Here is a 23,391-nt window from a genome sequence, read left to right on the forward strand (position 1 = left end):
CACTCAATCGCGACAGTGGCCAGATGCAGGGCAAGCGTATTATCTACGGCGGTCGTGCGGCTGTGCGCCAGATGGTTTACATGGCGACGCTGGTTGCCGTGCGCCATAATCCCGTGCTGCGAGACTTCTATGCCCAATTGCTCCAGCGCGGCAAACCCACCAAGGTGGCGTTGGTAGCCTGTATGCACAAACTACTCATCATTCTCAATGCCATGCTAAAACACGGCACAGACTGGCAACCGCCACAGCAACTGACCGTGAAACCTGCTGCTCAACCTGCCTGATGAACTTGACATTTAAGATAATCGCTTCTGCCCTCTGCCTTCTCTAAGACAATTACGATATTAAGGAATGAGAATTTAATAAAGCCGACAATTTTGTAGGGGCTTGGCATTCGGGTAAAAGCGCTTACCGTAGCCGAAGGCAACCCTGCCGAAGGCTAAGCCCTTACCGTGAGGATGACCGATGTTATTTAATCCACGCTCCTAAGAGACATATGAAAACTGTGCAGCCATCGGTTAGTTTGCTTCGGGCTCAATCGTACGATCGCACCCAGCTTCGTCAAGCGCTAGACGCCTTACTGGAACCCTTGGGCGGCATGGCAGCGTTTGTGAAACCGGGCGATCGTGTCTTGCTCAAGCCAAACTTGTTGACGGGTGGGCGTCCCGGTAAAGAGTGCGTCACCCGTCCAGAAATGGTTTACTGTGTGGCGCAAATGGTGCAGGAAGTGGGTGGCAAGCCGTTTTTAGGCGATGGCCCCGCGTTTGGGAGTGCGAAGGGTGTTGCCAAAGCGAACGGCTATTTACCGCTGACCGAGGCGCTCAATTTACCGATCGTCGAGTTTCATGGCAAACGTTACGAAACGGTCAGCGCTGCTTTCAACCATCTCTTGCTCAGTAAAGAGGCGATCGAGGCCGATGTGGTGATCAACTTGCCGAAGGTCAAATCGCATATGCAGCTCACCTTGACGATGGGGGTCAAAAATCTGTTTGGCTGCGTTCCTGGCAAGATGAAAGCCTGGTGGCACATGGAAGCCGGTAAAGACTGCAACCGCTTTGGTGAAATGCTGGCAGAAACCGCACGGGCGATCGACCCCGATCTGACAATCCTGGATGGTATTATTGGTCACGAAGGAAATGGGCCCAGCGGCGGTGAGCCACGTCGTCTTAATCTGCTGGCAGCCTCAAACAATGTCTTTGCGCTCGATCGCGCGATCGTCGATATTCTCAACGTTGATCCAGCGACGGTGCCTACGGTAGCGGCTTCTCAACGGTTGGGGCTTTGTTCAACGCTAGAAGCCATCCACTTTCCCTTGCTGCATCCTCACGCGCTACGAGTCGCGGATTGGAAACTGCCTGAACACCTCATACCGATCGACTTCGGTATGCCTCGTGTTCTCAAATCGACGTTTCGGCATCTTTACATCCGATTCATCAAAGAACCGATGCAGGCTTATGTAGGCCGCTGAGCCACCGCTTAAATGAGCCACCGCTTAAATGAGCCACCGCTTAAATGAGCCACCGCTTAAATGAGCCACCGCTTAAATGAGTAAGACGTCAAGTTATGCATCGGATGATGAAGCGATGTGTAACTCTTGTGTTGTCTTATGTAATCCCGTTGCCAGTTCCGGTCGGTTCGCTATTGTGAGCGTAGAAGGAAGCAGTCCAGAAGTGATTCTGGATGGCTCACTCCTACCCCATCTTTGGAAGAAGAGTTGTATGTCCCCATCAACGCTGCGTCAACTTTGGTTCATTGTGGAAACAAGCCAGTCTCAAACGCTGCTCAATTTGGACGACAACGGTTTGGTGCAATGGTTGCTCAAGCAACTCAAAGCCCAGCAATTGCTCGACCACGATGAAACCACGGCGTTCAGTCACTACATCGCCTCGCGGGTGCCGCTGATTCGCGATCTGGCAAATAGCCGCACAATGATTTTTAAGTAGCTCATGTAAGTAGTCCAGCCTACCGAGTACCGATTGCGTTTTTGCCAAAAGACGTTCGCTCGCTGTTTTCCCAGCAATCGCTGCTTTGTGGACAACCGTTGCCTTTGCCGCGATCGCGTCACCTTTTCATTCAAAAGAGCCGTCTGAACGGGTTGCGAACCCACGAGCAGACCCCTGTTCGGAGCGGTAGCCGTCAGTTATGGCGTTAGCGTTAACCCTGCATCACATGGTCAGAGAAAAGCCGATCGCTCATCCCACCGTTCGCCATTATTTTTGACCAGTGCTCAAGGTTCTCCAACAAGGGTGAAAGCAGCCCAGTCAATGGGGTTGGGATCTTGTTGGAGGGTCGTCAGCATTGCCTGTCGTAACGCCTGGGCCGTGCCGGATTGCAGCGGTGCGGTAAAAATCCGTCATTAAGGAGGCGGTCGGCGCATCGGGAATGCTCCAGAGGGTGACAATCACGCTCGGTACGCCAGCCAGAATGACCGATCGCGAATCGCTCTGGCAATGCTGAGACTTTGTTCGTAGGAGGCGATCGCTGGCTTCAGCTTTCGTTGTGCCGCATACACCTTACCCAGGTTAAGTCAGGCGTACGCCTTGCCCTCACGATCCTTCATGGCGTGTGTCAGAGTCAACCTTTTTTGCTGATACAGCCATTTTCATTTGGATTAACCACACCCCATACCCCACACCCCACTTCACAAGACTGTGGCTTACTGATCTGAAAACTGCTGTAGGTTAGGGCTTTGCTAGAGTCGCCCAACGTGTCGTAGATTAACCCCAGATTGCCTAGCGTGATGGACTCACCCTGCCAATGCCTTCGCTCATGCGATCGTTCAGTTCGCGGGCGATCGTTAAACTCTGCTTTGTCAGGTTAATGCTGAAGCGGCTTGCAGCCCCTTCCTGAGATCTCAAATGGGTTCTATAGAGCAGTCAACCACAGCAGACTGAAAGGCTTCAGTGGCCGACAGCCGCTGTGCCTGCAAGCAACGGTGTGCCGTTCGCAAGATCATCAAATTTTGTAAAGCAAAGTTTGCCAGAATAGTAGTAAGCAAACTAGCCATCGCATCCCATGTCTGTTTCTTCATCGCTTCCCTCCGCCAGCGCCACAACAGCAACGCAAACCTGGCTGTGGCAGGGGTTTCCCATTACTTACCAGACTCAAGGTACGCAAGGGCCAGCGGTTGTGCTGGTACACGGCTTTGGGGCTTCGCTGGGGCACTGGCGCAAAAACATCCCTGTGCTAGCAGAAAGCTGTCGCGTGTATGCTCTGGATTTGATTGGGTTTGGTGGTTCGGCTAAGCCTACACCGGGGCCGCTGCAACCGGGTGAGCAAGTCGAGTACACCTTTGAAACGTGGGGGCAGCAAATCGCAGATTTTTGTCAGGAGGTGGTACGAGAGCCCGCCTTTCTCGTCGGCAACTCGGTGGGCTGCATTGCAGTGATGCAAGCAGTTGTGGATCATCCAGAGATTGGGCGATCGGTTGCTTTGATCAATTGTTCGCTCCGCCTGCTGCACGATCGGCGTCGCGCCACGCAGCCGTGGTTTAAGCGCCTGGGTACACCACTGTTGCAGCGACTGCTCAAAAATGTGTGGTTAGGACAGACGTTTTTCAACCAACTGGCGAAACCAGCGACGGTGCGAAAGATTCTGCTGAAAGCCTATCGCGACCAGACGGCTGTGACCGATGAACTGGTAAACCTGCTTATGGCTCCTGCTACAGATGTGGGTGCAGCGGCTGTGTTTATTGCCTTCACGGGCTACTCGCAAGGCCCACTACCGGAAGATTTGCTGGAGCAATTGCCGTGCCCTGCCATGATCTTATGGGGTGATGCTGATCCGTGGGAGCCGATCGCTCTTGGCAAAGCGTTCGCTGATTACCCTCAGGTGCAGCAGTTTATTCCCCTCGAAGGCGTTGGTCACTGCCCTCAAGATGAAGCACCAGCATTAGTAAATTCGCTTTTGCAGACGTGGATTGGGGCACCATCACACAACGCTTAGTAGGGGCGAAGCATTCGGTCAGTCAGCGCTCAAACTCGCGAAAAATTGTTGTTCGCATGCTTCGCCCTTACAGGTTTGGGATACAAGCCTTATCTATAAGACAGCCTCTACGATTAACCGCTTGATTAAAAGCAACGATTAATTGATTCTATGACGTTACAAAAAACAATTAGCTTCTATCTGGAAGATATTGAAACGCCGATCGGCAAGGCAGTCAATTTAGGTCTTACCGGTTTAGTCCTACTATCGTCAGCCATTTTTGTAGCGCAGACGTATCCGCTTTCGGATGGTATAAGGCCCCCATTGGAGGCGATCGACAAGGGTATTCTCATCATTTTCGCGATTGAGTATTTGCTGCGTCTATGGTGTGCTGAAAATAAAGTTCGCTTTGTCTTTAATCTCTTTTCCTTAATTGATTTGCTTGCTATTTTGCCATTCTTGATTGGCATTCTGAATCTTAGTTTTATGCGCGTTTTTCGCTGGTTTAGAATCCTGCGCCTGATTCGATTTATTGAAGGCAAAACGATTTTTGGCTACGTGACAACGCAGGACAGCGCGATTTTCACTCGTATTTTATTGACGCTATTTATTATTGTTTTTGTCTATTCTGGGCTGATTTATCAGGTCGAACATCCTACCAACCCCCAGGCGTTTGGCACCTTTCTTGATGCTGTTTACTTCTCTGTGGCCACCATGACAACAGTTGGCTTCGGTGATGTGACGCCTCGATCGGAAGCGGGTCGTCTGTTAACCGTGCTCATGATTCTGACGGGTATCGCGCTCATTCCCTGGCAATTAGGAGATTTAGTGAAACAGTTGGTGAAAACGGCTAATCAGGTACAAACAAGCTGTACGACTTGCCAAATGGCGCTACACGATGCCGATGCCCAATTCTGTAAACACTGCGGCACCAAGCTGGAAGCGATCGCGCTTCCGGTTGATACGTTGGAGCGCTAAGACACTTTACTGCTCGAATAGGGCGATCGTACGACCCTACGATGGCTAAACTGGCAGCTGCATCAGGCGTTCCTTCAGCCGTTGTGGATCACCTCGATCGACCACTTTGCCCTGTTCTAATAAAAAAGCGCCGTCGCAATAGTCCAGTTCATTGAGGCGATGCGTCACCCAAAGAGCGGTTAAGCCACGACTTTTGACCAGGCGCTGCACCTGTGCAACCAACTCAAGCTGACTGTCGGGATCGAGGAGTGCAGTCGGTTCGTCTAGCAGTAAGATGTCGCAGTGACGGGCGATCGCACCCGCGATCGCCACTCGCTGTTTTTGGCCTCCACTGAGGGCGTAGATGGGTCGCCGGATCAACGGCAGCAGATTCACTGCGTCCAGCGCTTCTTCTACCCGTCGTCGGACTTGAGCGTACGTCAGCTTTTCTGCGACCAACCCAAAGGCAACATCGGCACCGACCGTAGGCATCACGAGCTGATGATCCGGATTTTGGAAGACAAAGCCAACGTGTGGACTGATCTGAATGGAACCTGCTTGAGGATGCAAAAGGTTCGCCAGCAGTTTCAACAGCGTTGACTTGCCGCTGCCATTGGTGCCCAAAAGCATCCAAAATTCACCTTGAGGCACCTCCAGGCTACACGAGTCCAGAACCGTTTCGCCTTTGTACCAGCGAAAGCATAAGTCTTGCACTTGAATAGCAGGCGGGACGATCGCGGGTTCGATGTTGCTATCCTCCAAAGATCATTGACTGTTGCAGCGATGGTCACGCTGCTGGGTTTACCCTGCTCATCAGAACACAGTTGAACAGATTGCGCTGCTGAAGCACGGTCACTCAACCAGTACTTACTGAAAAGAAACCAGGGGGACGACCAGACGCCGCTGCTGTGCCAGACTTGTCAGAAATTTGCACAGCCGAAATTTCGGTGCCAAGGATACCAATTTTTTTCCCAGGCTGCTTCTCACACGACAGCTCTAGCAGTTCGTTGCTACCAGAACGAAGCACCTGCAAGATTTTTTGATAGGTCGCTTCAGCATCTTCTTCGGACTTGCGCTGTACAGACAGGGAAAGGGGCGTATTCTTGAGCGTAATATCGATAATAAACATGTTTGCGTGCATCACAGAACCAAGCTCTAGTATCGCAAATCGCAGCGCTCTTGGTTGAGTGATTGTGGCGCGATCGCTGGATTGAAGTTGCTGAAGGCGTTTAAGCGGATCGTTCAGTCAAGTAGCTGTGTCATCCACAGACTGCCACGGTAGAAAAACCTGCAGCCAACCGCCTTGCGTTTCCGGATGGTTGTTTGCCTGCACCCAGCCCTGATGGGCTTCGACAATTTGGCGGACGATCGCCAAACCCAGCCCACTGCCGCTACTGGTTGGCACTGCTGGCGTTTCACTGGCCGCTTGAGTGTCATCAGCAAAGGTATTACTGACTGCCAGATTACTTTTACCAGCCGAGTAAACTCGTGATACTTCCAGGCTGGCATTGCTACGGCTACGCGATGGATCGGCACGGTAGAAGCGATCGAACACGTAAGGCAAGGCATCGGTCGGAAAACCTGGCCCCGCATCAATAATCTCTACTTGTACTAGCTGCTCCTGGGTTTGGCTATTGTCGGTGACAAGACTGACACGCACGCGCACTGCTTGCTGAGAAGGGCTGTATTTAATGGCGTTGTCGAACAAATTAAGCAGGACGCGATGCATCCGCGACTCATCAAGCTGCATGAGTAGGCGATCGGGGCCGACATAATCAAGTTGAAGCTGCTTTTTACGCGCCAGCAGCTCCAGGCTAAACCAGGCAGATTGAATGAGCTTCGTCACATCAACCGTTTTCAGCTTTAAGTTGGGGTTGGGGTTGGCTTCTAACTGGCTTAAGTCTAAAAGGTCTTGCACTAAACTGCTCAAGCGAATCGTTTCATTCAAGAGCCGATCGATCCAGTCGCGCAGCGGTGGTTCCAATCGCATTTGCAGCGTTTCAGCAACCAGACGAACCGACGTTAAGGGCGTTTTCAGTTCATGGGCGACGTCAGAGATCCAGCGATCGCGCTGCTGTGCTAGCAAAACGGTTTCTTGACGGCTTTCTAAAAACACGCCTACGCAACCATCTCCCAGCAGAATGCTGTGTGCACGGAGTGGGCGAGACAACTGGCGCGATAGCTGCGATGGATCGGCACAAACAGGATGAAACGTCCAATTGCTCTGACAAGACTTTTGGAGTATCCGAGTCTGTTCAATCAGTTGATCTAGTTCGTAGGATCGCACTAGCTCTAGCAACAGGCGACGATTAGCCAAATGGGGTGGCTGAATACTGAGCAATTGACCCGCTTGATCGTTACACCAGAGCAGTTGGTTTTCGTCGTCCACTTGCAGCACCCCGATCGGAGCAGCATGACAAAGTTGCCGCCAGGTCTCAAGATCAGTGGTTAAAGCTTCATGACTGGTGACGTGAGCCGCGATCGCCCGCATTAGACGAGAGGTCGAAGACAACGGCCAGCGCAACACATCTGGCTGAAGCGAATAAATGAGACGTTTAAGCTTGCGCGTGAGATGGAGGTGATACCAACCCAGAAAAGCCAACCCGATCGCGAGCCCGAAAAGAAACCACAAAAATGTCACGTTTAGCGTTCAGTCCTCCGCCAGATTCAGATAGCGTAGCCATAACCGAACACCGCTAGGATATATCGCTATTCTAGACTTGTTGCTGACGACTCATAACGCTTTAGCCGAAACGATAACCAAACCCACGCACGGTGACGAGATAGGTTGGGCTACTGGGGTCAACTTCAAGCTTCTCACGCAACCAGCGAATATGCACATCCACTGTCTTGCTGTCACCAATGAAGTCTGGGCCCCAAATACGCTCTAATAACTGCTCTCGCGACCAAACCCGCCGGGGGTAGCTCATGAACAGCTCTAAAATCTTGAACTCTTTTGGTGAGAAATTGACTGCCTCACCGCGCACTGTAATCCGGCATTCCTGAGGGTAAAGAGCAATATCCTGGAACTTTAAGGATGGTTGCTCTGGCTGGACTTGAAACTGATTATGGCGGCGCAACAAAGCACGACAGCGAGCCACGAGCTCACGAATACCAAACGGCTTGGTGAGGTAATCGTCTGCGCCAACTTCTAAGCCCACGACGCGATCGGTCTCACTACCTTTAGCACTCAACATCAAAATAGGGACACTAATGCCCTCCCGCCGAATCAACCGACAGAGGTCAAGCCCATTGATGTAAGGCAGCATCAAGTCCAGGATAATCAGGTCAAGCGATCGACCGCGCAGTTGATGTGGCAACGCCAAGGTCATCCCCAATTTTCCGCTCGACTCCTGCTCCTTCAGCTGGTGAATGACATCCAGTGCCATACGACCATCTTCCGCCCGAATTACGTCATAGCCTTCATCCGTTAACGCTAGCGCAATAGTCTCTGAGATCAACCCTTCATCTTCAACGACCAGAACCCGCCCCAGCTTAATAGTAGGCTGATGCTTTTTTTTCTCTGGCGATAGCGTAAGTGGCATAATGCTTTTCCTGTGACTCCAGGTACCGTCTGTCAATTCAGAGTGATTCTACCACTTGTAGGAGGATTGTAAGCATTGATACTGCTAACAGAATCTGTAGTATGTAAGAGCTGAAAGCAATGCCACTTTTGGGAAGAATGAGGCTAAACGTGTTGTTGGTTGGTTGTTGTTAGCTATAGGTGATTCAACGAAGCCAAGGAGTAAAAGTTAGGACTCACTCATATTCGCTCTTACTCCTGATTCCTTACGCCCCACTTCTCCTTAATCTTTATCCTCTTCAATCCGCGCCACGCCAGTCTTTGGATAGTAGTTACTCAAAATTTGCTTATAGGAGTAGCCTTGCTCGGCTAAAGCTAGAGCACCTAGCTGGCTCATGCCCTTCCCTTGAAACGCCTCAGCCACAATGTCATCAGAGGCCGCATATAATGATTCAACAATGCCACCACGGTAGCTGACAAACTCGCCTGCGGTCGCATCAACTGCCTCGCTCGTCGTGGCCGCTTCGCGCTGAATCCCGCTGTAGACCTGGTAATACTCCGTCGCGCCCATATGAAACAAAGGGCTGACAGGCTTGAAGTAGTAGGTCAGTGCGTAGGAGCGGGCTGCAACAGCTTGAGCCTTCAAGGCTTCCATTTTCCAACTGGGGGACACTTCACTGGCAACGACGCTGTAAAGGTACTGTCTCATATTAATGTAGTTGACCGCCCAAAGCTTGCCGTTGTTCACCACCAACAGGAGACGGCCACGGTAGGTGCGGTTGCCCAATTGAAATACTCTACCAGGTGGGATTTCTAACCAAACGACTTCTGGTAATTGCCATTCACCGAAGCGCATGCCTGATCCATCAGGCTGAGCGCTATAAACGCTACCAGGCGGCAGTTGATGCAGTTTTTGCCCTTTTTGATCGAGCAAAAGGGCACCCGTTGGTGCACCAACGCTCACAACGGGCTGTCCTTCTGCGATCGCCACATGCATTTCAATCAACGCATCGACCGACGATCCCAGCGCTCCGAAAGCTGCTTTCGATTGTCGATTAATGGCTTTTTGTTGTTCGGTTAAGGCAGTGGGGTCAACCGGTTTAAGGGACGGCTTAGGAGTCGGCTTTTTCGTTGTCTGTGATGGTTGACTGGGCGTTACCAATGGGGACGGTGCGATCGTCTGTAGGGGAGACGCCGTGAGAGATGGACTTGGCGCTTGACTAGAGAGCTGTGCCTGCTGCCGACTTAAGGCAATGCCCAACAGTGAGAGCACTCCTATGAGCGGGATCGAAACCCAGAAAACAGGCTTCATCCATCGCAGTCGCGTTGTTTTGGGCTGATCGTTAGGCTTCATGCGCGATCGCTCCCTTCTCCTTCCACACCGTCATAACACCTTCGTCACAAGAGACGACATCGTCCAGCACACCATTACGACGCCTCTGTTTTGGCCGACCGTTGCTGCTCCAGATACACAAACACACTCTTATCGCCGATATCGGGTGGCAAGGGCTGAATGGCTTTACGTACTGCAAAAACCAGGAATAGTGCCGCCCAGAGAGCAAGTAAACCCTGCTCTAGGCCTAACGGCAGTAAACCGAACATGTGCCCTAACAACAATAGCGGCACCAAGGGTGTGAGCAGTTTTGTTTCTAAACGATTGAAGCAAACCCCTTCTTTGAAGAAAATACCAGTCAACGCTGCGAAGGTAAACCCAATGCCTAAAATGTTCAGCGGTTGGTTGTAAACGGTGAGCGCAAAGGGTTCGGGGTGGAAATGGCCGATCGCAAACGCTGCGATTGCGCCAATAGCCCAAAACGTTTGTAACGCCCGATGTAGCGCAACCATATAGATATGAATCATCAGCAAACTGACGCCCAGCGCTAAACAGAACCCCGTATACAGCAGCGTCAGCCAGGGCAAGATCGCGGGATTCTCCGGTTGCCAGAGTACTAGCACGACCCCGATCGCAAAACACAGTGCAGCAGTCATCAAACCAGCACGATAAATGACAACGCCTCGGAGGTCGTCCGGGGTAATTGTGAACTCTCCAAACTGCCCTTGGTAAATCTCTGTCTCTAGTTGTGTCATCGCTAAAATGTGACGAGTTTTGAGTGTGCTCTAACTATAAATAACCGACCACTAACCACTGACTACTACACAAACCGAATCACTCCAACCTAAATTGAGTCTAGCCTGAGCGCTACTGCCATTAACGGCAATTTCAATCCATCCGTGGCTGCCAACGAGCGCCAGCAAGTCTCCAGGTTGGCTATCACTGTAGGTCTCCTTGCCCGGAAGCGTTGTGTGGTCGATCAATACTGACCACTGGTTACCAAACACCTGCACACCTGGAATATTAGTAATTAAATTGCCAAAGTGGTCGATCGCTTGAACATAGCCTTCGATTTTGTAACCGTGAGGGGCGATCGCTGCCGTGTCTTGTTTGAGCACAGCATCAGCTTGAGGCAACTCAACGGGTTCTTCATACAGGTAGCACGGGGGAAGATCAAGGGTAACGAGCGTTTCGGGTGCAACGCGCTGACCGAGTTGATTGAGCGGTACGCCGCTAGCAAGATGAGCCCCCACTGGTGCAAAAATATCGCGTCCGTGAAAGGTGGCACTCGGCTTTGGTGTGCACCAGTACTGCGGCTGAGTCAGTGCAATAGCTGTTATGACGGTGTGAGCCGCAAGGACACCACTGAAGAGTCCATTATCGGGACCAACCAAGTAGGCAGTGGGATGAGCCGCATCCTCACCGACAGCAACGGCGATCGCTCGTCGAGTACTGCCCACCCCCGGATCAACCACGGCAACATGCACCGTGCCTGGCGGAAAGTAAGCATAGGCAGTCATCAGAGTAAAACTCGCTAGAGCAATATTCTGTGGGGGAATCTGATGGGTCAAATCGATGACGGTTAGAGTTGCGTTGACCCGCGCGATGGCCCCTTTCATGATGCCAACGTAGCCATCGCTCAAGCCAAAATCGCTGAGGAGTGTGAGAAGACCGCGCTGCTCCATACCTTGCCTTGCGCCATGTGCTACCTTACGCGTTGACTGACAGGACTTGCCACACAGGCTCTGCGCGATCGCTGGGCTGCTCAAAAGACCGCACCTGCTCCATCGATTCTAGTTCAATAATCGCCTCAATCGATTGGTAGACAGCATTTAGCGCTTCTTCCATAGTTTGCTCGGAGCCAAGGAAGTAACCATAGCGGAGGGCACCCTCACGCTTCTGGTCAATTGGATGCGACCAATGAAGCCACAAGCCTTTATCAGTTCGCTCTCTAAAAACACGACTCAGAAAGATTTCCCATCCCAGATAAATATTGATGGGTTGGGCCGTAATCGCAGCAGACATGTCAACGTTTCGAACGGTCGGATGAGTATTTTTCATCGTTCGCTACCATTCATGGTTTATCAAACACTTTTTTAACGATCGCTCGATGCACCGGGTTGCGCCGACAACAATTGTGACAAAAACCTTACTTCAACAATGCCCCTATTGGCGCTGTTTTACCTCTATCAGTAGTTCGATTTCACGCATAGATGGTGCCCTTCCGGACGCTGTGCAAAGACCTTCTCATTTTTTTAGGCTGACGCTAAAAAGTGAGCTACCAAATGTTATGAAATGTAGACTTTAAACCAATAAAAGCGATGAATCACTAATGTTGAAAAATGCGATCGCACTTGCCTAAGTCGCAAAAAGTTAAATTCCGTATCGTAAACTACAGTTTCACCTTGTAAGTGTTAGAATTGATTCCGACGTCCAGTATCACATTTCCTTTTGAACTAATGTCTAACATGAACAGAATCCGTCAGGAAAGTACAGCACAGGCATCTCAAACGCATCGCGCCAATATGCAAAAGAACTTGCAACGTCGCCTAGAAGCTGCCAGAGCTAAAGGTGATGAAGCGTTGATCCGTTTGCTAGAAGCAGAAGCAAATTACATTGGCTAAGCGATACGATCGCAGCCTAGATGGTAGATTTGCTGCAGAGAAGGCAGAGCTTAAGCCATTCCTCCACCAGATCTGGTTAGAAAAGCCAGGATCGATTAAATCAATCGATCCTGGCTTTTTTAAGTGACGGGACTGACGGAACTGGATCGTTTCTGCATCAGTCCTGAGCCATTCAGGACCATTACCCATCACTTGAGCGGCGAGGGCGATCGCCTCGACCTGCTTGCGTTAGTCTCGCGACGCCTCTCCTCAAAGTTTCAGGACTTCACCCACCTTCATCGTGCGAAACTGGCTTTTGACACCCTGCTGCCGCAAGGCTTGAGAAAACGCCTGCGGTGTGCCTGGTAGGTTGAAGACGCCATAATGCATTGGTATGACCGTCGTTGGATTAACCAACTTGACCGCTTCGGCTGCCCGTTGAGGACCCATTGTAAACTGGTCGCCAATGCAGGCAAGCATTACGCTCACTTGCCTAAACTGAGGAATGAGCGCCATATCCGAAAACAGGTCGGTGTCACCCGTGTGATAAATGACAGGACCGTTTTTGACACTAATCAAGAAGCCGCCAGGATTGCCTGCAAAGACAGCAGGACTACCATCAGAGGCAACCGAAGAACTGTGAACGGCTGGAATGAACGCAACCTTCACTTCACCGTTGACCAAAGTGAGTTCACCACCAAAATTGCCCTGAGTCTCAAAGGGGACTAGATTTTTGGGATAACCGCTGAAGGCAACCATTGCTTGTCCTAAATCATAGGTACTGACCAGCTTCGCGTTTGTTTTCTTGGCGATTTCTACAGCATTGCCAACATGATCAGAGTGACCGTGCGTGACCAGGATGAAATCGACCTGCTTCAGGGCTGCTAGATCGGCTTTGCCGTTGGGGTTGAGAGGATTTTCAAGCCAGGGGTCAATCAGTAATACTTTACCAGAAGGGGTTGTGAGCTTAAACGCCGATTGCCCGTACCACAACAGCTGCGTGTTGCCTGCTTGAGCGTTACTAACGCTATGCAGCCCAAAGATCACGGCAGTCAGCATAAGCGCCGCGAGTGCAAGGCCCATCTTGAGCGCATGCTGCCGCACCCAGTTCCATTGATTCATGTTGATATCCTTTACGTTGACGATCGCAGCATCGATCACATGACTGCCGTTGTACAGCCAGACCTTGCTCCAGAGAGACTTTACCACTGAACGCGGTCGTCGTTGTCGCTAGTTAAACGCGATCGTGTCCACCCAATCCTGGTACTGTGGTTCGCGCTTCTCGGTAATGGCAATCAGCGTTGTGCGCAGCCGTTCGGTGATGGGACGGTCAGCAGGCAGGGTGTAGTTTTCAACACGTTTCACGGGTGCAACCTTTGCAGCGGTGCCTGTCAGAAAAACCTCGTCAGCAATGTACAGTTCTGATTTATCCACTGGACGCTCGATCGTGGGAATACCCATAGCTTTGGCAAGCGTCAGGACGCTGTCTCGTGTAATGCCTTCCAGAATGTCTTGATCAAACCCAGGCGTAATCAATTGCCCGTTGCGAACGATGAAAATATTCATCCCGGAGGCTTCGCTAACTTTTCCCTGTGTGTTGAGCATAATGGCTTCATCAAACCCTGACTCCGCCGCCTCTGTTTTGGCAAGCGCAGAAGCGATATACGCAGCCGTAATCTTCCCACGTAGCGGCATGCTGTTATCAGCCTGACGCTGCCAGGAGCTAATGCGGCAACTCACACCCGTCGGCGACAAATAATCGTCCATTGCCAGACCGTAGACCAGGAGACTCTTTTCCACCTGGTGCAGCCTGGGCGCAATGCCAAGTCCGGATGTATAGACGAGGGGGCGAATATAGAATGGACGCGTCGGACGGTTTTTTTGAATAAAATCGACAATCACCTGCTTGATCGTACTGCTGGGCAGATCGTAATGCAGAAAGCGAGCGCTTTGGCTTAGACGATGGCAATGACGCTCCAGTCGAAAGAGCAGTACTTGGTTTGCGTTCTGCGGGTCGGGAATGCCGCGTAAGCCACCGATCGCCCCAGTGCCATAGTGCAACGCATGCGTCGCAATCGAAATCTTGGCCTCTGTGAAGGGCATAAATTGATCATGAACGTAGGCGATCGGAAGAAAAGTATCCATGAGTCTGCGTAGTGATTGAAACGTGAGTGGTTGAAAAAGCTAGTGCTGTTGATAGTACTGCACGACCTGCTCAATGAACGTCTGCCAGCGATCGTTGGGTACCCACATAGCATGTAAAGCTCGCTTGGCAACCGTCTCATCAACTCCTTCACACAGCCGCCGATAGAGATACATAAACGCCGAAACCCGCATGTTTTTTGCGCAGTGAATAAAAACTGGCGTCTCTGCATAGGCTTGCAGGATGCCAAAGAACTGCTGCACATCCGCTAATGTTGGCTCTTCCCAAAGCACTGGGATGTGGACGTACGTCATCCCCTGTGCTTCGACTAAAGCCTGCTCATTGGGTAGAGCATTAGTCGAACTTGGTGGTGCCAAATTGATCACCACATGGTAGCCTGCCGCCTGGATAGCGGCAAACTGCGCCTCAGTGGGTTGACCTGCCGTGGCAATGTCATCTTCTAGCTGGAGAAAATTATAGATTTGGGCGATCGCGGTTTTAGCCATAGTTGATTTGTGTTCATTAAAGCAGTCCGAAAGCGGCCTCCATCGCTACACACCAAGACGTTTTTAAATCTTCTTACAAAAGCTTTTTGTTCGCATCAAGATTGTGAGAAGCCTGTTGACATTCCAGGAGGGGTGGGTACATTAGATTGAAGTTTACTTAATCATTCAGGAAGCGTTTGGCATCCATCTATGGGTAGAAAAAAGAATCGATCAGTTTTAACGTTGATTCTCGCGTGTAGCGCAGCTGGAGTCGTTTTGGGCGGTACCGCAAGTTGGGCCGATAGCAATAGCTGCTTGCAAGAGGCAGCACCATCCGCTCAATGCCTCACAAAAAGCCCGCTTACAAGAACGATCGAAGGCATGAGCGTGGGCTTAGTTGCAGGGGTCGGGGCTGCCTTGGGTGCAGCCTGGCAAGCGAAACGAGCAGGCTAGAGTGGGGCAAAAGGTTTGCTTAGGAGATTTCTAGCAAACAAAAGGCCCATACGAGAAGCTTTGAGCACAATGTTAACGGTTAGAGGCCAAGACTCTGGCAAAACCTGCCCCTATCCCAACGGTAACTTTTTGCTTGGAAAGCTCCTTAGTTCTTGGCGCGATCGCTCTTTGCCCCTGGTGATCGCGTCGCTGTATGACTCGTATTTGCCTCTCGAGCGCGAGGCGGTGCTTCTGGTTGGAGTTGCTGACGGCCATTGCGAACCACCCGCATCATTTCGCTGAGCTGTCGCTCCATTTCTTGAAGCACCCGATCAGCGTATTCGTCTGCACCAGCCTGAATTTCTTCACATTCTGCGATCGCTAACCGCTGCATTTCTTCCAATTCTTGCTGAGCCTGACGGCGCATCCGTTCGATTTCAGCGATCGTTTGGGCTTCTGCGGCCTCGCACTCCTGTTGTGCCTGCTGCCTGATTTGCTGCGCTTCAATCTCTGCCTGGCGCAAAATCCCCATTTCATTCAAAATTTGGGCAGCCTGTCGTTCAGCATTTTCGACGATTTCCTGAGCGTATTGCTCAGCCTGCAGAAAAAGCTCATCTTTTTGACGGACGAGCGCATCCGCTTCATGAAAGGCTTCGGGTAGGCTCAGCCGCACTAAATCAAGCTGCTCTAATAACTGCTCTTCATCCACCCACGTCCAGCGCGTCATGGGCACGCGTGGGCTGTCGAGAATTATTTCCTCCAGCCGATTTAACTCTCGCTGGATGTCTACGCTTCCCGCTCGGGGAGACTCTCCGCGAGTGGTTCCGTTTTGGGCGGCTCCTGCGTTGGCACTAAATCCGTGGTCTGGGCTGATGCTGGAGGAATCTTGGCGAAGCATTGGTAAATATCTACAGCGACATGTTTTGGAACAAGATGATCGATCGCACCGCCAAATCTGGCGATTTCCTTCACGAGACTGCTGCTTAAAAAACTGTATTCATTCGACGTGGCCAAAAAAACGGTTTCAATCTGAGCAGAAAGGGTTTTATTAGTATGAGCCATTTGCAGTTCCATCTCAAAGTCAGAAAGAACTCGCAAGCCTCGAAGCAAAGCGGTCGCGTGTCGCATCTTGGCGTAGTTGATCGTTAAGCCATCAAAGCTATCAACTTCAAGATTGGACAGGTGTGGAGTGGATCGACGGATCTGTTCGATCCGTTCTGGCACTGTAAACAATGGCGTTTTGTTTGGGTTACGCAAAACTGCCACGATGACCTGGTCAAAGAGTTTACAGCCTCGCTCAATAATGTCGAGGTGCCCTAAAGTAATAGGATCAAAGCTACCAGGGTAAATCGCAAGCACGGACAGTGACCAACGCTACTGAGGCGATTATAAAAGGAAATGCCTCAGACTAAACCGAGTACTGGTCAGCGAGCTCCATCGAATGAACATTGACTTGAAGAGTCAACAAGGCTCAGTAGCTGTGGATACAGTATGAATAATCCCACTTTGGAAATCTTCCTACTTTACCAGATTAATATGATTTCATCAAAAAATATCTACGTGAAAAATATCTACTTGGTGATGAAGCATACGCTTGCAGAGTCTCAGAGTAAGCCTATGACTTCTCGTGTTGATCTTTAACATTTCCATTAAGAGGCGGCTGTGGAACGTAGGGAATAGAGCATGAAAGTGGTGTTGTTAGTGAAAACTGTTGCAAATATTAAGGGGTAGACAGTGATTACTCGAGACGTTTTAACAGGGACATACGCTCCCGATCCAAACAAGGTTGAGGCGGCGATGGCGGCGATCGCGGCGTTTGAACAATCCAGCGCTCCCAGTGCGTGGGCCTTCCTGGACAAAGCGATGGTCATTGCTGACATGCGAGCACGGGTGCAAGATCCCTTTCAGGTTAATCAGGGTGGTCAACCGTTTTGCGGTCCGGCGGCGGTTCTCTTTACGCTGCTGCAAAAACAGCCTCTGCGCTATGTCGAGATGTGTCAGAGTCTATTTCTTATCGGCGGCTTTCAAGGCAGCAGCCACTATCTTGCTTCGTCCGATCGGTTGCGACAAGACAGCCGTGGCAATTTGCAAATGGGGCAGGCAGACTGGATGGTACTGGCAACGCTGCGTGATGTCGAATCGATTATTTTCCCAGTGGAGCCAAATGCGCCTGATATCGTGCGTAATTTAGCTGGTATGACCAAATCTTGGGAAATGAAAGGCTGGGTGCAGGAAATTCTTGGTTATCGCCATGTTGCTTATGACCACGCCTATCTGATGAATGATATCAGTGCAATGCAAGATGCGGCGGCAGCGCTCCAGGCTGGTGGAGTGGCGTTTGCACTGATCACAGCCGAAGGCATGTTGGGTAATAACCCCCCTATGTTACCGTTTCCCAGTCATTGGATTGCGCTACTGGGTAACATTTCGGTACAGGGTGACCCCGTTACATTTGATATCTACACCTGGTCAAAGCAGCTACGGCTGACGATGGATGCGGGTTCGTTTAAGAAATACCTCTGGGCAACCGTGACTGGAACACCGTAAAGTGTGAGTCTGTGCCTACTTTGCAACCAAGCGGTTACTTTGCTTGTGAGCATACATCAAGGTATCAGCCTGAGCCATCAATTGCTCGATCGAGGTTTCTTCGCCCACCTTACACATCGACATCCCAACACTGATCACCAATGGCAACAGGCTTACCTAAGTAAACATCAGTGCAACGCGTTTATGACGGAACTGAACGCTCAGTGCGACATTTTCGACTGGCAATTTGTTCAATGACACCTGCCAGCGGTTGTTCCAGTGTTTGATGCTCTTGCCCAAGTGTTACGGGATAGGTGGCGAGAAAAAAATACTCGCGGAGGAGGAGCATGGCGCGCTGGGGACTGGTCATCTCAGTGGCGAGTGGACTGGCATAGGGAATGACTTGAAAGCCAGCTTGCTCAAAGATAAGGAGCGATCGCCAGAGGTGCGGCACATCGGTTACCAAGAGAATTTGCTTCACACCTTGAGGCTGCAGTAAGGCTTTTGTAAACACTGCATTCTCCCAGGTCGTCTTAGAGCAGCTTTCACCGCTAACTGCCTGAGCCAAAATGTTTTTGTGACGCAGCATGGCAACCAGTTCGGGTGCATCAACAATGCCGCTGGCAAAAATGACGGGTGCGCGTTGCTCTCGCCAAAGCTGAGCACCAACTTCCACACGAGCTGGACTTTGTTCACGTCCACGACCCAAAATGACGATCACATCCACCTTTGTACCAGGATCAGATGGTAGCGGACTGCCAATGCCAGCCATTGCTAGCGCGACAAAGGGCGGTGAGATCAGAATCAGGTAGCTGATGAGCAGGGCGATCGCATACCTTCTCACCCGACGCAACCAGCGCCTTGAACGAAACAGCCAGGGCAGGCTAATCAGAAACAGAAGCGGAAGTACGACCCGTAGCGGGTCACTAAACCACTCAAGCCAGAGCCAGGAGAGACGAATTGAGTCTATTTGCAGGTAAACGGTAAACGGCAAAAGGTAAATGTTCACGGCTTCATAGTCGTCTTGATGTAAGAACTTTGAGATAAACGCGATCACACCGTTCCGTCTCTATCCCTGTTGCAGGCTCATAGCCACTGCTTTCATAGAGCTTGACCGCCTCAGCTAAAACGCTGGCGGTTTCAATCCAGATTTGCTCGAAGTGGCGGACGGCGATCGTGGCCTCTAACGCTTCTAGCAAAAAGCGGCCTAAACCCTGACCTCTCGCTTCTGGCAGCAAATACATTTTGCGAATCTCAACAGCCTTTTGTCCTCGCTGGATGGGGTAATAGGCTCCCGTCCCCAGCAGTTTACCTTGTTGTTCGATGAGCCAGAATTCCCCGCCAACTGCTTGATAGCACGCTTCGACTTGCAGCACATCACGATCGGCTCCCTCTGGCTCCCAACCCAACCCGTACTCTGCCAGGACAGAGCGAATGATTGCAGCAGCAGCCGTGCGATCGTCCGCTGTCCAGTCTCGAATTAAAAAGTCTCGGTACAGCCTTCGCATTGCTAGCAATCAGGTTTGCTGGGTTTGTGCTTGAATGACCGCACTCCAGTCGTCGTTTTTGACCGCTGCTTCTAGGTTCTGCTGCCGCACAGCGTCGCTTTCATTGTTAGGAACACGAGACAACTCTGTGTCCGCCATTGCCTTGCGTAATTTAAGTTTCTTTTCTTCATAGGCTTGTCGTTCGGTTGGCGACATTGCCGCGATCGCCGCTTCACCTACCGTGCTTGCCCACAGTTCACTGGCTTCGGCATTTCCAGAGGGCCTGTAGCCTAGTTGGGCAATCCAGGCATCTCGCTGCTGCTCCATCGCTTCACGCTTGGGAACCTTGAAAGTTTGTACTTGAACAAACGCGCACGTGTCGTTACCTAGCTGAGCTACATGCCCCTTGAGCGACAGCGCCACGTTGCGGGAATAGCCAACATAGTGAGTGCGGCGATCGCGCCCCGAAACAGCATAGACACCGACCACTTTGGCGTTACCAGCCAGGTTGCACCACTCTTCCAGGGGCAGCACCTGAGCCGCTGTCTCCAAACTGGAGGCATTGGTGACGGCCGCCGTGTGCTCATCCTCAGAACTGTAGAGAAACCCGTGTAGCCCTTGATGGCTTTCAGGGACATTTTGATGCTCGATCGCAGTGTTTTCAGTTTCCACTCGCTTTACTCCTGAGTGAGAGGGCTTCTATGACTATCTCGGTCTATCGTCGTTCTAGAGCCTTTAGGTACAAAACTCAATCTTTTGGCTAGCAGTGTTTAGTGGAGCGGTCAGCCGTCAGCCGTCAGCCGTCAGCCTTAAAGCCAGCAGCATTGGGGCGTTGGGGTAAATGCGTCAGTCCAGTCCCATTAACGACTCTCATGAATGGTTCTTAGCTATGCATCCTGGGCTCAGAATAGAGATTAGTCAATAGTTGGCTTTCAATCGCTGCTAATGCCTCTAAGCGTTGAGCCACTAGAGAACGATCGAAAAAAGTCGTTGCGAGTACCCAATAAACGCCGTAATGCCTCGCCTCCGACGCCATCAGCCCTCGGTAAAATTTTGCCAATGCAGGCTCTGGGCAGTGAGCACCCAGCAGTCCGAGCCGTTCGTGGCTGCGAGCTTCGATCAAACCGCACACCAGCAATGAATCCAATAAGCGATCGGGTTCCTTCGCACGAATCTGTTTGCTCAGTCCGGCACCATAGGGAGGAGAGGCAAGTGGTGCCAGTGGAATGCCCCGTTGTTCCAAAATTTGGTTAACCTGTTCAAAGTGCTCCAGTTCTTCTTGAGCAATAGCGGTCAACGATCGCACTAACTTTGCATGCGATGGATAGCGAAACATCAAATTGATTGCGACGCCTGCTGCTTTGCGCTCGCAATGGGAGTGATCCAGCAAAATGGTATCGAGATGGGCTAACGCTTGCTCAAGCCATTGTTGAGAGGTCGATTGTTGTAAAAACTTGATTGTTGTCAGGTTTGCCGAAATCACCATCTACAAGTTGAGTTTATGAGTGCATCCACACAGTCTACCAAGACAGCAGGTTAGCACTAACAGATTGCGGTCAACCACCGACGGGTAAAATATGTTAAAGGCGCTCTTTATCATTGCGATCGGGCTGATTCCAGCAATGCTTTCGTGGGTGTTGATGCGTAAAGCAGAAGCGCACTTGAGAACGCGATTGCGCTCAGCGATGAACGCGTCAGCCTCTCGCCGCTTGGGTCGCTTCTACGGTTCTCCCCTTTCTGCCGATCATCACTATGTTGAAGGCGTCGGTTACCTGATCGGCGACATCACTTGTCGCTTCAACGCCCGCTCTGCCCACATCCGTTGCGCCATCAATCCTTCGGGACCCTGTAAGCAATGCCTGCATTATGAATCGATCGAGTTTGACTAGAGCGTGTCAATCGTTCAATGCCACGTGGTCAAGCGTTGGTAGTCAGTAGCCCAACCCTAATCGTTTCCTCCTTTCATCTCCCATCCTCATCTATCCCCTCTGCCCCTCATGGTTTTCCCTAGCTTCACCGAATTCTCTCAGCTCGCCAACCAGGGTAACTTCGTTCCGGTCTACCAGGAATGGGTTGCTGATTTGGATACCCCTGTGTCGGCCTGGTATCGCGTCTGTGCGGGGCAGCCGTATAGCTTTTTGCTGGAGTCGATCGAAGGGGGTGAACAGTTGGGTCGCTACAGTTTGCTGGGCTGCGATCCACTTTGGATTTTGGAAGCAAAAGGTGATCGCACCACCCAAACGCATCGTGATGGTTCAGTGCAAGTTTTTGAAGGTGATCCCTTCATGGCGCTTGCTAGCTGCCTACAGCCCTATCAACCTGTCAAGCTACCGCAATTGCCGCCCGGTATTGGGGGGTTATTCGGCTTTTGGGGCTACGAGCTCATTCATTGGATTGAACCGCGTGTGCCTGTTTATGCAGCAACTGAGGCCGATCTACCGGACGGTTTATGGATGCAGGTAGACAATCTGCTGATTTTTGACCAGGTCAAGCGCAAAATTTGGGCGATCGCCTATGCTGACTTACGTGATCCCAACATTCAGCCTGAAGTTGCTTACCAGCAAGCTTGCGATCGCGTGGCTCAACTGGTCAACAAACTGCAATCACCGCTATCAGAACAGGCCGTGCTGCTGGAATGGACATCGCCAGGAGCAAGAGGTCAGCAGTCAGCAGTCAGCAATCAAAACTCCTCTCCCCTCCCCCCTCTCCCCTCTCCTCTTTACACCAGCAACACCACTAAAGAACAATATTGCGCCAATGTCGAAAAGGCCAAAGCGCATATTCAAGCGGGTGATATTTTCCAGGTCGTAATATCGCAACGGCTTTCAGCAGAATACAGTGGCGATCCTTTTGCGCTTTACCGATCGCTACGGCTGGTTAACCCGTCGCCGTACATGGCGTACTTTCACTTTGGCGACTGGCAAATTATTGGCTCCAGCCCGGAAGTGATGGTCAAAGCGGAACTTTCACCTGACCCGACTGAGCCACTGATTGCCACTGTCCGACCGATCGCAGGCACCCGTCAGCGTGGCAAAACCTTCCAGGAAGATGCAGCCCTTGCAGCCGAACTGCTACAAGACCCCAAGGAAGTGGCTGAACACGTGATGCTAGTTGACCTCGGTCGGAACGATTTAGGACGGGTCTGCGTCAACGGTACGGTCAGCGTCGATGAACTGATGGTGATCGAGCGCTACTCGCATGTCATGCACATCGTGAGTAACGTGGTGGGCAAACTTGCGCCTAGCAAAACTGCCTGGGATCTGCTGAAAGCATGTTTCCCTGCGGGCACTGTCAGTGGGGCACCCAAGATTCGAGCGATGGAGATCATTCACAGCCTGGAGCCCTGTCGTCGAGGGCCCTATTCTGGCGCTTATGGCTACTATGACTTCGAAGGACAGTTGAATACTGCGATCGCTATACGTACGATGGTTGTTCGCTCTCAGGGCGGCGACAAGCACAGTGTCAGTGTCCAAGCGGGTGCGGGATTGGTCGCTGACTCGCAGCCTGAAACAGAATATGAAGAGACTCTTAATAAAGCGAGAGGCATGTTAGAAGCAATCCGATGCTTGAAATAGAGCAGAATTTCTCGATGGCACACTACGTTTGAGCTTGCATCGTGCTATCATAAATGTTACATTTCTTTGCATGACACCCGTGGTACTAAGCATTTTTGCGCCAGGCGGTTCACAGCATTCGACCAAGATCGTGCGCTCTTCACATCGCTTTTAGGCCTGCTGCGTCCACTCTTGAGGCATCCTTGGTTCTACTCGATCATTGATAGATCCTTCTCGATAAATTTCATTGGGGCTCAAACGGTAGAAATGTGAAGTAATTGCTTCGAGAAATACTGCTTAGGTCAGAAATCTTTCGTAACTCTACCTGCGTCTTACCCACCGTGATACCTTAGTGGATGGCATACATGTTCTCGCATATTGACATCGAAGCAATTTGCTCATCCTTGACCCTGCGGTGATGACC

Annotated in this window: 30 protein-coding genes; 10 read left to right on the forward strand and 20 right to left on the reverse strand. The window is 51.2% G+C overall.

All coding sequences use genetic code 11. The features are described from left to right. The 3 genes from C7B82_RS16790 to C7B82_RS35150 all read left to right on the forward strand — a co-directional run. Positions 1 to 284: transposase (locus C7B82_RS16790; protein ID WP_146141178.1), on the forward strand; the 284-nt coding region annotated here is incomplete at its 5' end. 212 nt (positions 285 to 496) lie between these two features. Further along, positions 497 to 1,468, forward strand: coding sequence for an Npun_F2552 family protein (locus tag C7B82_RS16795; protein WP_106257438.1), 972 nt, complete (start codon positions 497 to 499; stop codon positions 1,466 to 1,468). Between the two features lie 115 nt (positions 1,469 to 1,583). Beyond that, positions 1,584 to 1,943 carry a hypothetical protein gene (locus C7B82_RS35150; RefSeq protein WP_245939952.1) on the forward strand — a complete coding sequence of 120 codons (360 nt, stop codon included), beginning with the start codon at positions 1,584 to 1,586 and terminating at the stop codon, positions 1,941 to 1,943. A 284-nt stretch (positions 1,944 to 2,227) separates the two neighbouring features. Here C7B82_RS35150 and C7B82_RS35155 read toward each other — a convergent pair whose 3' ends face one another. The 3 genes from C7B82_RS35155 to C7B82_RS32425 form a co-directional block, all read right to left on the reverse strand. Next, on the reverse strand, positions 2,228 to 2,299 hold the full coding sequence (locus tag C7B82_RS35155) for a hypothetical protein (protein ID WP_339375248.1): 72 nt from the start codon (positions 2,297 to 2,299) through the stop codon (positions 2,228 to 2,230). Positions 2,300 to 2,732: 433 nt separating this feature from the next. Next, entirely contained in the window at positions 2,733 to 2,858 is a 126-nt protein-coding gene (locus C7B82_RS34320) for a hypothetical protein (protein ID WP_281258999.1), read from the reverse strand. Then, entirely contained in the window at positions 2,855 to 3,031 is a 177-nt protein-coding gene (locus C7B82_RS32425; protein WP_181357535.1) for a hypothetical protein, read from the reverse strand. The genes C7B82_RS34320 and C7B82_RS32425 overlap by 4 nt, the downstream gene beginning before the upstream one ends. Between C7B82_RS32425 and C7B82_RS16810 the strand changes: the two genes are divergently transcribed. Then, a complete protein-coding gene (locus C7B82_RS16810) occupies positions 3,016 to 3,945 on the forward strand; it encodes an alpha/beta fold hydrolase (RefSeq protein ID WP_106257440.1) in 930 nt (309 codons plus the stop codon). The two genes, C7B82_RS32425 and C7B82_RS16810, sit on opposite strands and share 16 nt — an antisense overlap. A 150-nt stretch (positions 3,946 to 4,095) precedes the next feature. Next, entirely contained in the window at positions 4,096 to 4,902 is an 807-nt protein-coding gene (locus C7B82_RS16815; protein ID WP_106257441.1) for an ion transporter, read from the forward strand. A gap of 45 nt (positions 4,903 to 4,947) precedes the next feature. Here C7B82_RS16815 and C7B82_RS16820 read toward each other — a convergent pair whose 3' ends face one another. The 8 genes from C7B82_RS16820 to C7B82_RS16855 form a co-directional block, all read right to left on the reverse strand. Next, on the reverse strand, positions 4,948 to 5,643 hold the full coding sequence (locus tag C7B82_RS16820; protein ID WP_106257442.1) for an energy-coupling factor ABC transporter ATP-binding protein: 696 nt from the start codon (positions 5,641 to 5,643) through the stop codon (positions 4,948 to 4,950). Between the two features lie 94 nt (positions 5,644 to 5,737). Beyond that, on the reverse strand, positions 5,738 to 6,022 hold the full coding sequence (locus C7B82_RS16825; protein WP_245939953.1) for a UPF0367 protein family: 285 nt from the start codon (positions 6,020 to 6,022) through the stop codon (positions 5,738 to 5,740). 105 nt (positions 6,023 to 6,127) lie between these two features. Beyond that, positions 6,128 to 7,522 carry a PAS domain-containing sensor histidine kinase gene (locus C7B82_RS16830; RefSeq protein WP_106257444.1) on the reverse strand — a complete coding sequence of 465 codons (1,395 nt, stop codon included), beginning with the start codon at positions 7,520 to 7,522 and terminating at the stop codon, positions 6,128 to 6,130. Positions 7,523 to 7,625: 103 nt separating this feature from the next. Next, positions 7,626 to 8,426, reverse strand: coding sequence for a winged helix-turn-helix domain-containing protein (locus C7B82_RS16835; protein WP_106257445.1), 801 nt, complete (start codon positions 8,424 to 8,426; stop codon positions 7,626 to 7,628). Between the two features lie 261 nt (positions 8,427 to 8,687). Further along, positions 8,688 to 9,758 carry a SpoIID/LytB domain-containing protein gene (locus C7B82_RS16840; protein WP_106257446.1) on the reverse strand — a complete coding sequence of 357 codons (1,071 nt, stop codon included), beginning with the start codon at positions 9,756 to 9,758 and terminating at the stop codon, positions 8,688 to 8,690. Positions 9,759 to 9,832: 74 nt separating this feature from the next. After that, entirely contained in the window at positions 9,833 to 10,492 is a 660-nt protein-coding gene (locus C7B82_RS16845) for a DUF2301 domain-containing membrane protein (protein WP_106257447.1), read from the reverse strand. A 51-nt stretch (positions 10,493 to 10,543) separates the two neighbouring features. Next, positions 10,544 to 11,422, reverse strand: a complete 879-nt coding sequence (locus C7B82_RS16850; RefSeq protein WP_106257448.1) for an SAM hydrolase/SAM-dependent halogenase family protein — start codon at positions 11,420 to 11,422, stop codon at positions 10,544 to 10,546. 25 nt (positions 11,423 to 11,447) lie between these two features. Continuing rightward, positions 11,448 to 11,762 (reverse strand): hypothetical protein, encoded by a 315-nt coding sequence (locus tag C7B82_RS16855; protein WP_106257449.1) that lies wholly within the window; start codon positions 11,760 to 11,762, stop codon positions 11,448 to 11,450. Between the two features lie 434 nt (positions 11,763 to 12,196). On the opposite strand from C7B82_RS16855, the gene pirA reads away from it, so the two are divergent. Then, entirely contained in the window at positions 12,197 to 12,361 is a 165-nt protein-coding gene (gene pirA, locus C7B82_RS32430) for an arginine synthesis PII-interacting regulator PirA (RefSeq protein ID WP_219904558.1), read from the forward strand. 249 nt (positions 12,362 to 12,610) lie between these two features. On the opposite strand, the gene C7B82_RS16860 is transcribed toward pirA, so the two are convergent. From C7B82_RS16860 to C7B82_RS16870, 3 genes are read right to left on the reverse strand one after another with little or no spacing between them, the layout of a single operon-like run. Continuing rightward, positions 12,611 to 13,549 (reverse strand): metal-dependent hydrolase, encoded by a 939-nt coding sequence (locus tag C7B82_RS16860; RefSeq protein ID WP_245939954.1) that lies wholly within the window; start codon positions 13,547 to 13,549, stop codon positions 12,611 to 12,613. Positions 13,550 to 13,570: 21 nt separating this feature from the next. Continuing rightward, positions 13,571 to 14,485: a branched-chain amino acid transaminase gene (locus tag C7B82_RS16865; protein ID WP_106257450.1), complete on the reverse strand. Its 915-nt coding sequence runs from the start codon at positions 14,483 to 14,485 to the stop codon at positions 13,571 to 13,573. Between the two features lie 39 nt (positions 14,486 to 14,524). Beyond that, on the reverse strand, positions 14,525 to 14,989 hold the full coding sequence (locus C7B82_RS16870; RefSeq protein WP_181357537.1) for a protein tyrosine phosphatase family protein: 465 nt from the start codon (positions 14,987 to 14,989) through the stop codon (positions 14,525 to 14,527). 189 nt (positions 14,990 to 15,178) lie between these two features. Here C7B82_RS16870 and C7B82_RS16875 point away from each other — a divergent pair, with 189 nt between their 5' ends. Then, positions 15,179 to 15,421: a hypothetical protein gene (locus tag C7B82_RS16875; RefSeq protein ID WP_106257451.1), complete on the forward strand. Its 243-nt coding sequence runs from the start codon at positions 15,179 to 15,181 to the stop codon at positions 15,419 to 15,421. 145 nt (positions 15,422 to 15,566) lie between these two features. Here the strand turns inward: C7B82_RS16875 and C7B82_RS16880 are convergent, their stop codons facing one another. Further along, entirely contained in the window at positions 15,567 to 16,127 is a 561-nt protein-coding gene (locus C7B82_RS16880) for a hypothetical protein (protein ID WP_245939955.1), read from the reverse strand. 59 nt (positions 16,128 to 16,186) lie between these two features. Beyond that, positions 16,187 to 16,759, reverse strand: a complete 573-nt coding sequence (gene coaD, locus C7B82_RS16885; protein WP_106257452.1) for a pantetheine-phosphate adenylyltransferase — start codon at positions 16,757 to 16,759, stop codon at positions 16,187 to 16,189. Positions 16,760 to 17,134: 375 nt separating this feature from the next. On the opposite strand from coaD, the gene C7B82_RS16890 reads away from it, so the two are divergent. Continuing rightward, the gene (locus C7B82_RS16890) at positions 17,135 to 17,947 is read left to right on the forward strand and encodes a hypothetical protein (protein ID WP_245939956.1); all 813 of its coding nucleotides are present in this window, start codon (positions 17,135 to 17,137) and stop codon (positions 17,945 to 17,947) included. 181 nt (positions 17,948 to 18,128) lie between these two features. Here C7B82_RS16890 and C7B82_RS16895 read toward each other — a convergent pair whose 3' ends face one another. The 4 genes from C7B82_RS16895 to C7B82_RS16910 all read right to left on the reverse strand — a co-directional run bounded on the left by C7B82_RS16895 (position 18,129) and on the right by C7B82_RS16910 (position 20,899). After that, on the reverse strand, positions 18,129 to 18,935 hold the full coding sequence (locus C7B82_RS16895; RefSeq protein ID WP_106257454.1) for a YdcF family protein: 807 nt from the start codon (positions 18,933 to 18,935) through the stop codon (positions 18,129 to 18,131). A 4-nt stretch (positions 18,936 to 18,939) separates the two neighbouring features. Then, positions 18,940 to 19,434 (reverse strand): GNAT family N-acetyltransferase, encoded by a 495-nt coding sequence (locus C7B82_RS16900; protein ID WP_106257455.1) that lies wholly within the window; start codon positions 19,432 to 19,434, stop codon positions 18,940 to 18,942. Between the two features lie 9 nt (positions 19,435 to 19,443). Further along, positions 19,444 to 20,085 (reverse strand): GIY-YIG nuclease family protein, encoded by a 642-nt coding sequence (locus C7B82_RS16905; RefSeq protein ID WP_106257456.1) that lies wholly within the window; start codon positions 20,083 to 20,085, stop codon positions 19,444 to 19,446. A gap of 211 nt (positions 20,086 to 20,296) precedes the next feature. After that, positions 20,297 to 20,899, reverse strand: coding sequence for a MiaE family protein (locus tag C7B82_RS16910; RefSeq protein ID WP_181357538.1), 603 nt, complete (start codon positions 20,897 to 20,899; stop codon positions 20,297 to 20,299). Positions 20,900 to 20,990: 91 nt separating this feature from the next. Here C7B82_RS16910 and C7B82_RS16915 point away from each other — a divergent pair, with 91 nt between their 5' ends. Both C7B82_RS16915 and C7B82_RS16920 read left to right on the forward strand, forming a co-directional pair. Further along, positions 20,991 to 21,302: a DUF6464 family protein gene (locus C7B82_RS16915; RefSeq protein ID WP_106257457.1), complete on the forward strand. Its 312-nt coding sequence runs from the start codon at positions 20,991 to 20,993 to the stop codon at positions 21,300 to 21,302. Positions 21,303 to 21,410: 108 nt separating this feature from the next. Then, a complete protein-coding gene (locus tag C7B82_RS16920; protein WP_106257458.1) occupies positions 21,411 to 22,988 on the forward strand; it encodes an anthranilate synthase component I family protein in 1,578 nt (525 codons plus the stop codon). Positions 22,989 to 23,391 lie beyond the last annotated feature (403 nt).

This window comes from Stenomitos frigidus ULC18 (assembly GCF_003003795.1).
GTDB lineage: Bacteria > Cyanobacteriota > Cyanobacteriia > Leptolyngbyales > Leptolyngbyaceae > Stenomitos > Stenomitos frigidus_A.

Excerpts from the sequence above, each read along its gene's own strand:
- C7B82_RS16795 (WP_106257438.1), top strand. The coding sequence starts at position 497 with ATGAAAACTGTGCAGCCATCGGTTAGTTTGCTTCGGGCTCAATCGTAC.
- C7B82_RS35150 (WP_245939952.1), top strand. The coding sequence starts at position 1,584 with ATGTGTAACTCTTGTGTTGTCTTATGTAATCCCGTTGCCAGTTCCGGT.
- C7B82_RS16810 (WP_106257440.1), top strand. The coding sequence starts at position 3,016 with ATGTCTGTTTCTTCATCGCTTCCCTCCGCCAGCGCCACAACAGCAACG.
- C7B82_RS32425 (WP_181357535.1), bottom strand. The coding sequence starts at position 3,031 with ATGAAGAAACAGACATGGGATGCGATGGCTAGTTTGCTTACTACTATT.
- C7B82_RS16815 (WP_106257441.1), top strand. The coding sequence starts at position 4,096 with ATGACGTTACAAAAAACAATTAGCTTCTATCTGGAAGATATTGAAACG.
- C7B82_RS16825 (WP_245939953.1), bottom strand. The coding sequence starts at position 6,022 with ATGCACGCAAACATGTTTATTATCGATATTACGCTCAAGAATACGCCC.
- C7B82_RS16835 (WP_106257445.1), bottom strand. The coding sequence starts at position 8,426 with ATGCCACTTACGCTATCGCCAGAGAAAAAAAAGCATCAGCCTACTATT.
- C7B82_RS16840 (WP_106257446.1), bottom strand. The coding sequence starts at position 9,758 with ATGAAGCCTAACGATCAGCCCAAAACAACGCGACTGCGATGGATGAAG.
- C7B82_RS16845 (WP_106257447.1), bottom strand. The coding sequence starts at position 10,492 with ATGACACAACTAGAGACAGAGATTTACCAAGGGCAGTTTGGAGAGTTC.
- C7B82_RS16850 (WP_106257448.1), bottom strand. The coding sequence starts at position 11,422 with ATGGAGCAGCGCGGTCTTCTCACACTCCTCAGCGATTTTGGCTTGAGC.
- C7B82_RS16855 (WP_106257449.1), bottom strand. The coding sequence starts at position 11,762 with ATGTCTGCTGCGATTACGGCCCAACCCATCAATATTTATCTGGGATGG.
- pirA (WP_219904558.1), top strand. The coding sequence starts at position 12,197 with ATGTCTAACATGAACAGAATCCGTCAGGAAAGTACAGCACAGGCATCT.
- C7B82_RS16865 (WP_106257450.1), bottom strand. The coding sequence starts at position 14,485 with ATGGATACTTTTCTTCCGATCGCCTACGTTCATGATCAATTTATGCCC.
- C7B82_RS16870 (WP_181357537.1), bottom strand. The coding sequence starts at position 14,989 with ATGGCTAAAACCGCGATCGCCCAAATCTATAATTTTCTCCAGCTAGAA.
- C7B82_RS16875 (WP_106257451.1), top strand. The coding sequence starts at position 15,179 with ATGGGTAGAAAAAAGAATCGATCAGTTTTAACGTTGATTCTCGCGTGT.
- C7B82_RS16880 (WP_245939955.1), bottom strand. The coding sequence starts at position 16,127 with ATGACGCGCTGGACGTGGGTGGATGAAGAGCAGTTATTAGAGCAGCTT.
- C7B82_RS16900 (WP_106257455.1), bottom strand. The coding sequence starts at position 19,434 with ATGCGAAGGCTGTACCGAGACTTTTTAATTCGAGACTGGACAGCGGAC.
- C7B82_RS16910 (WP_181357538.1), bottom strand. The coding sequence starts at position 20,899 with ATGGTGATTTCGGCAAACCTGACAACAATCAAGTTTTTACAACAATCG.
- C7B82_RS16915 (WP_106257457.1), top strand. The coding sequence starts at position 20,991 with ATGTTAAAGGCGCTCTTTATCATTGCGATCGGGCTGATTCCAGCAATG.
- C7B82_RS16920 (WP_106257458.1), top strand. The coding sequence starts at position 21,411 with ATGGTTTTCCCTAGCTTCACCGAATTCTCTCAGCTCGCCAACCAGGGT.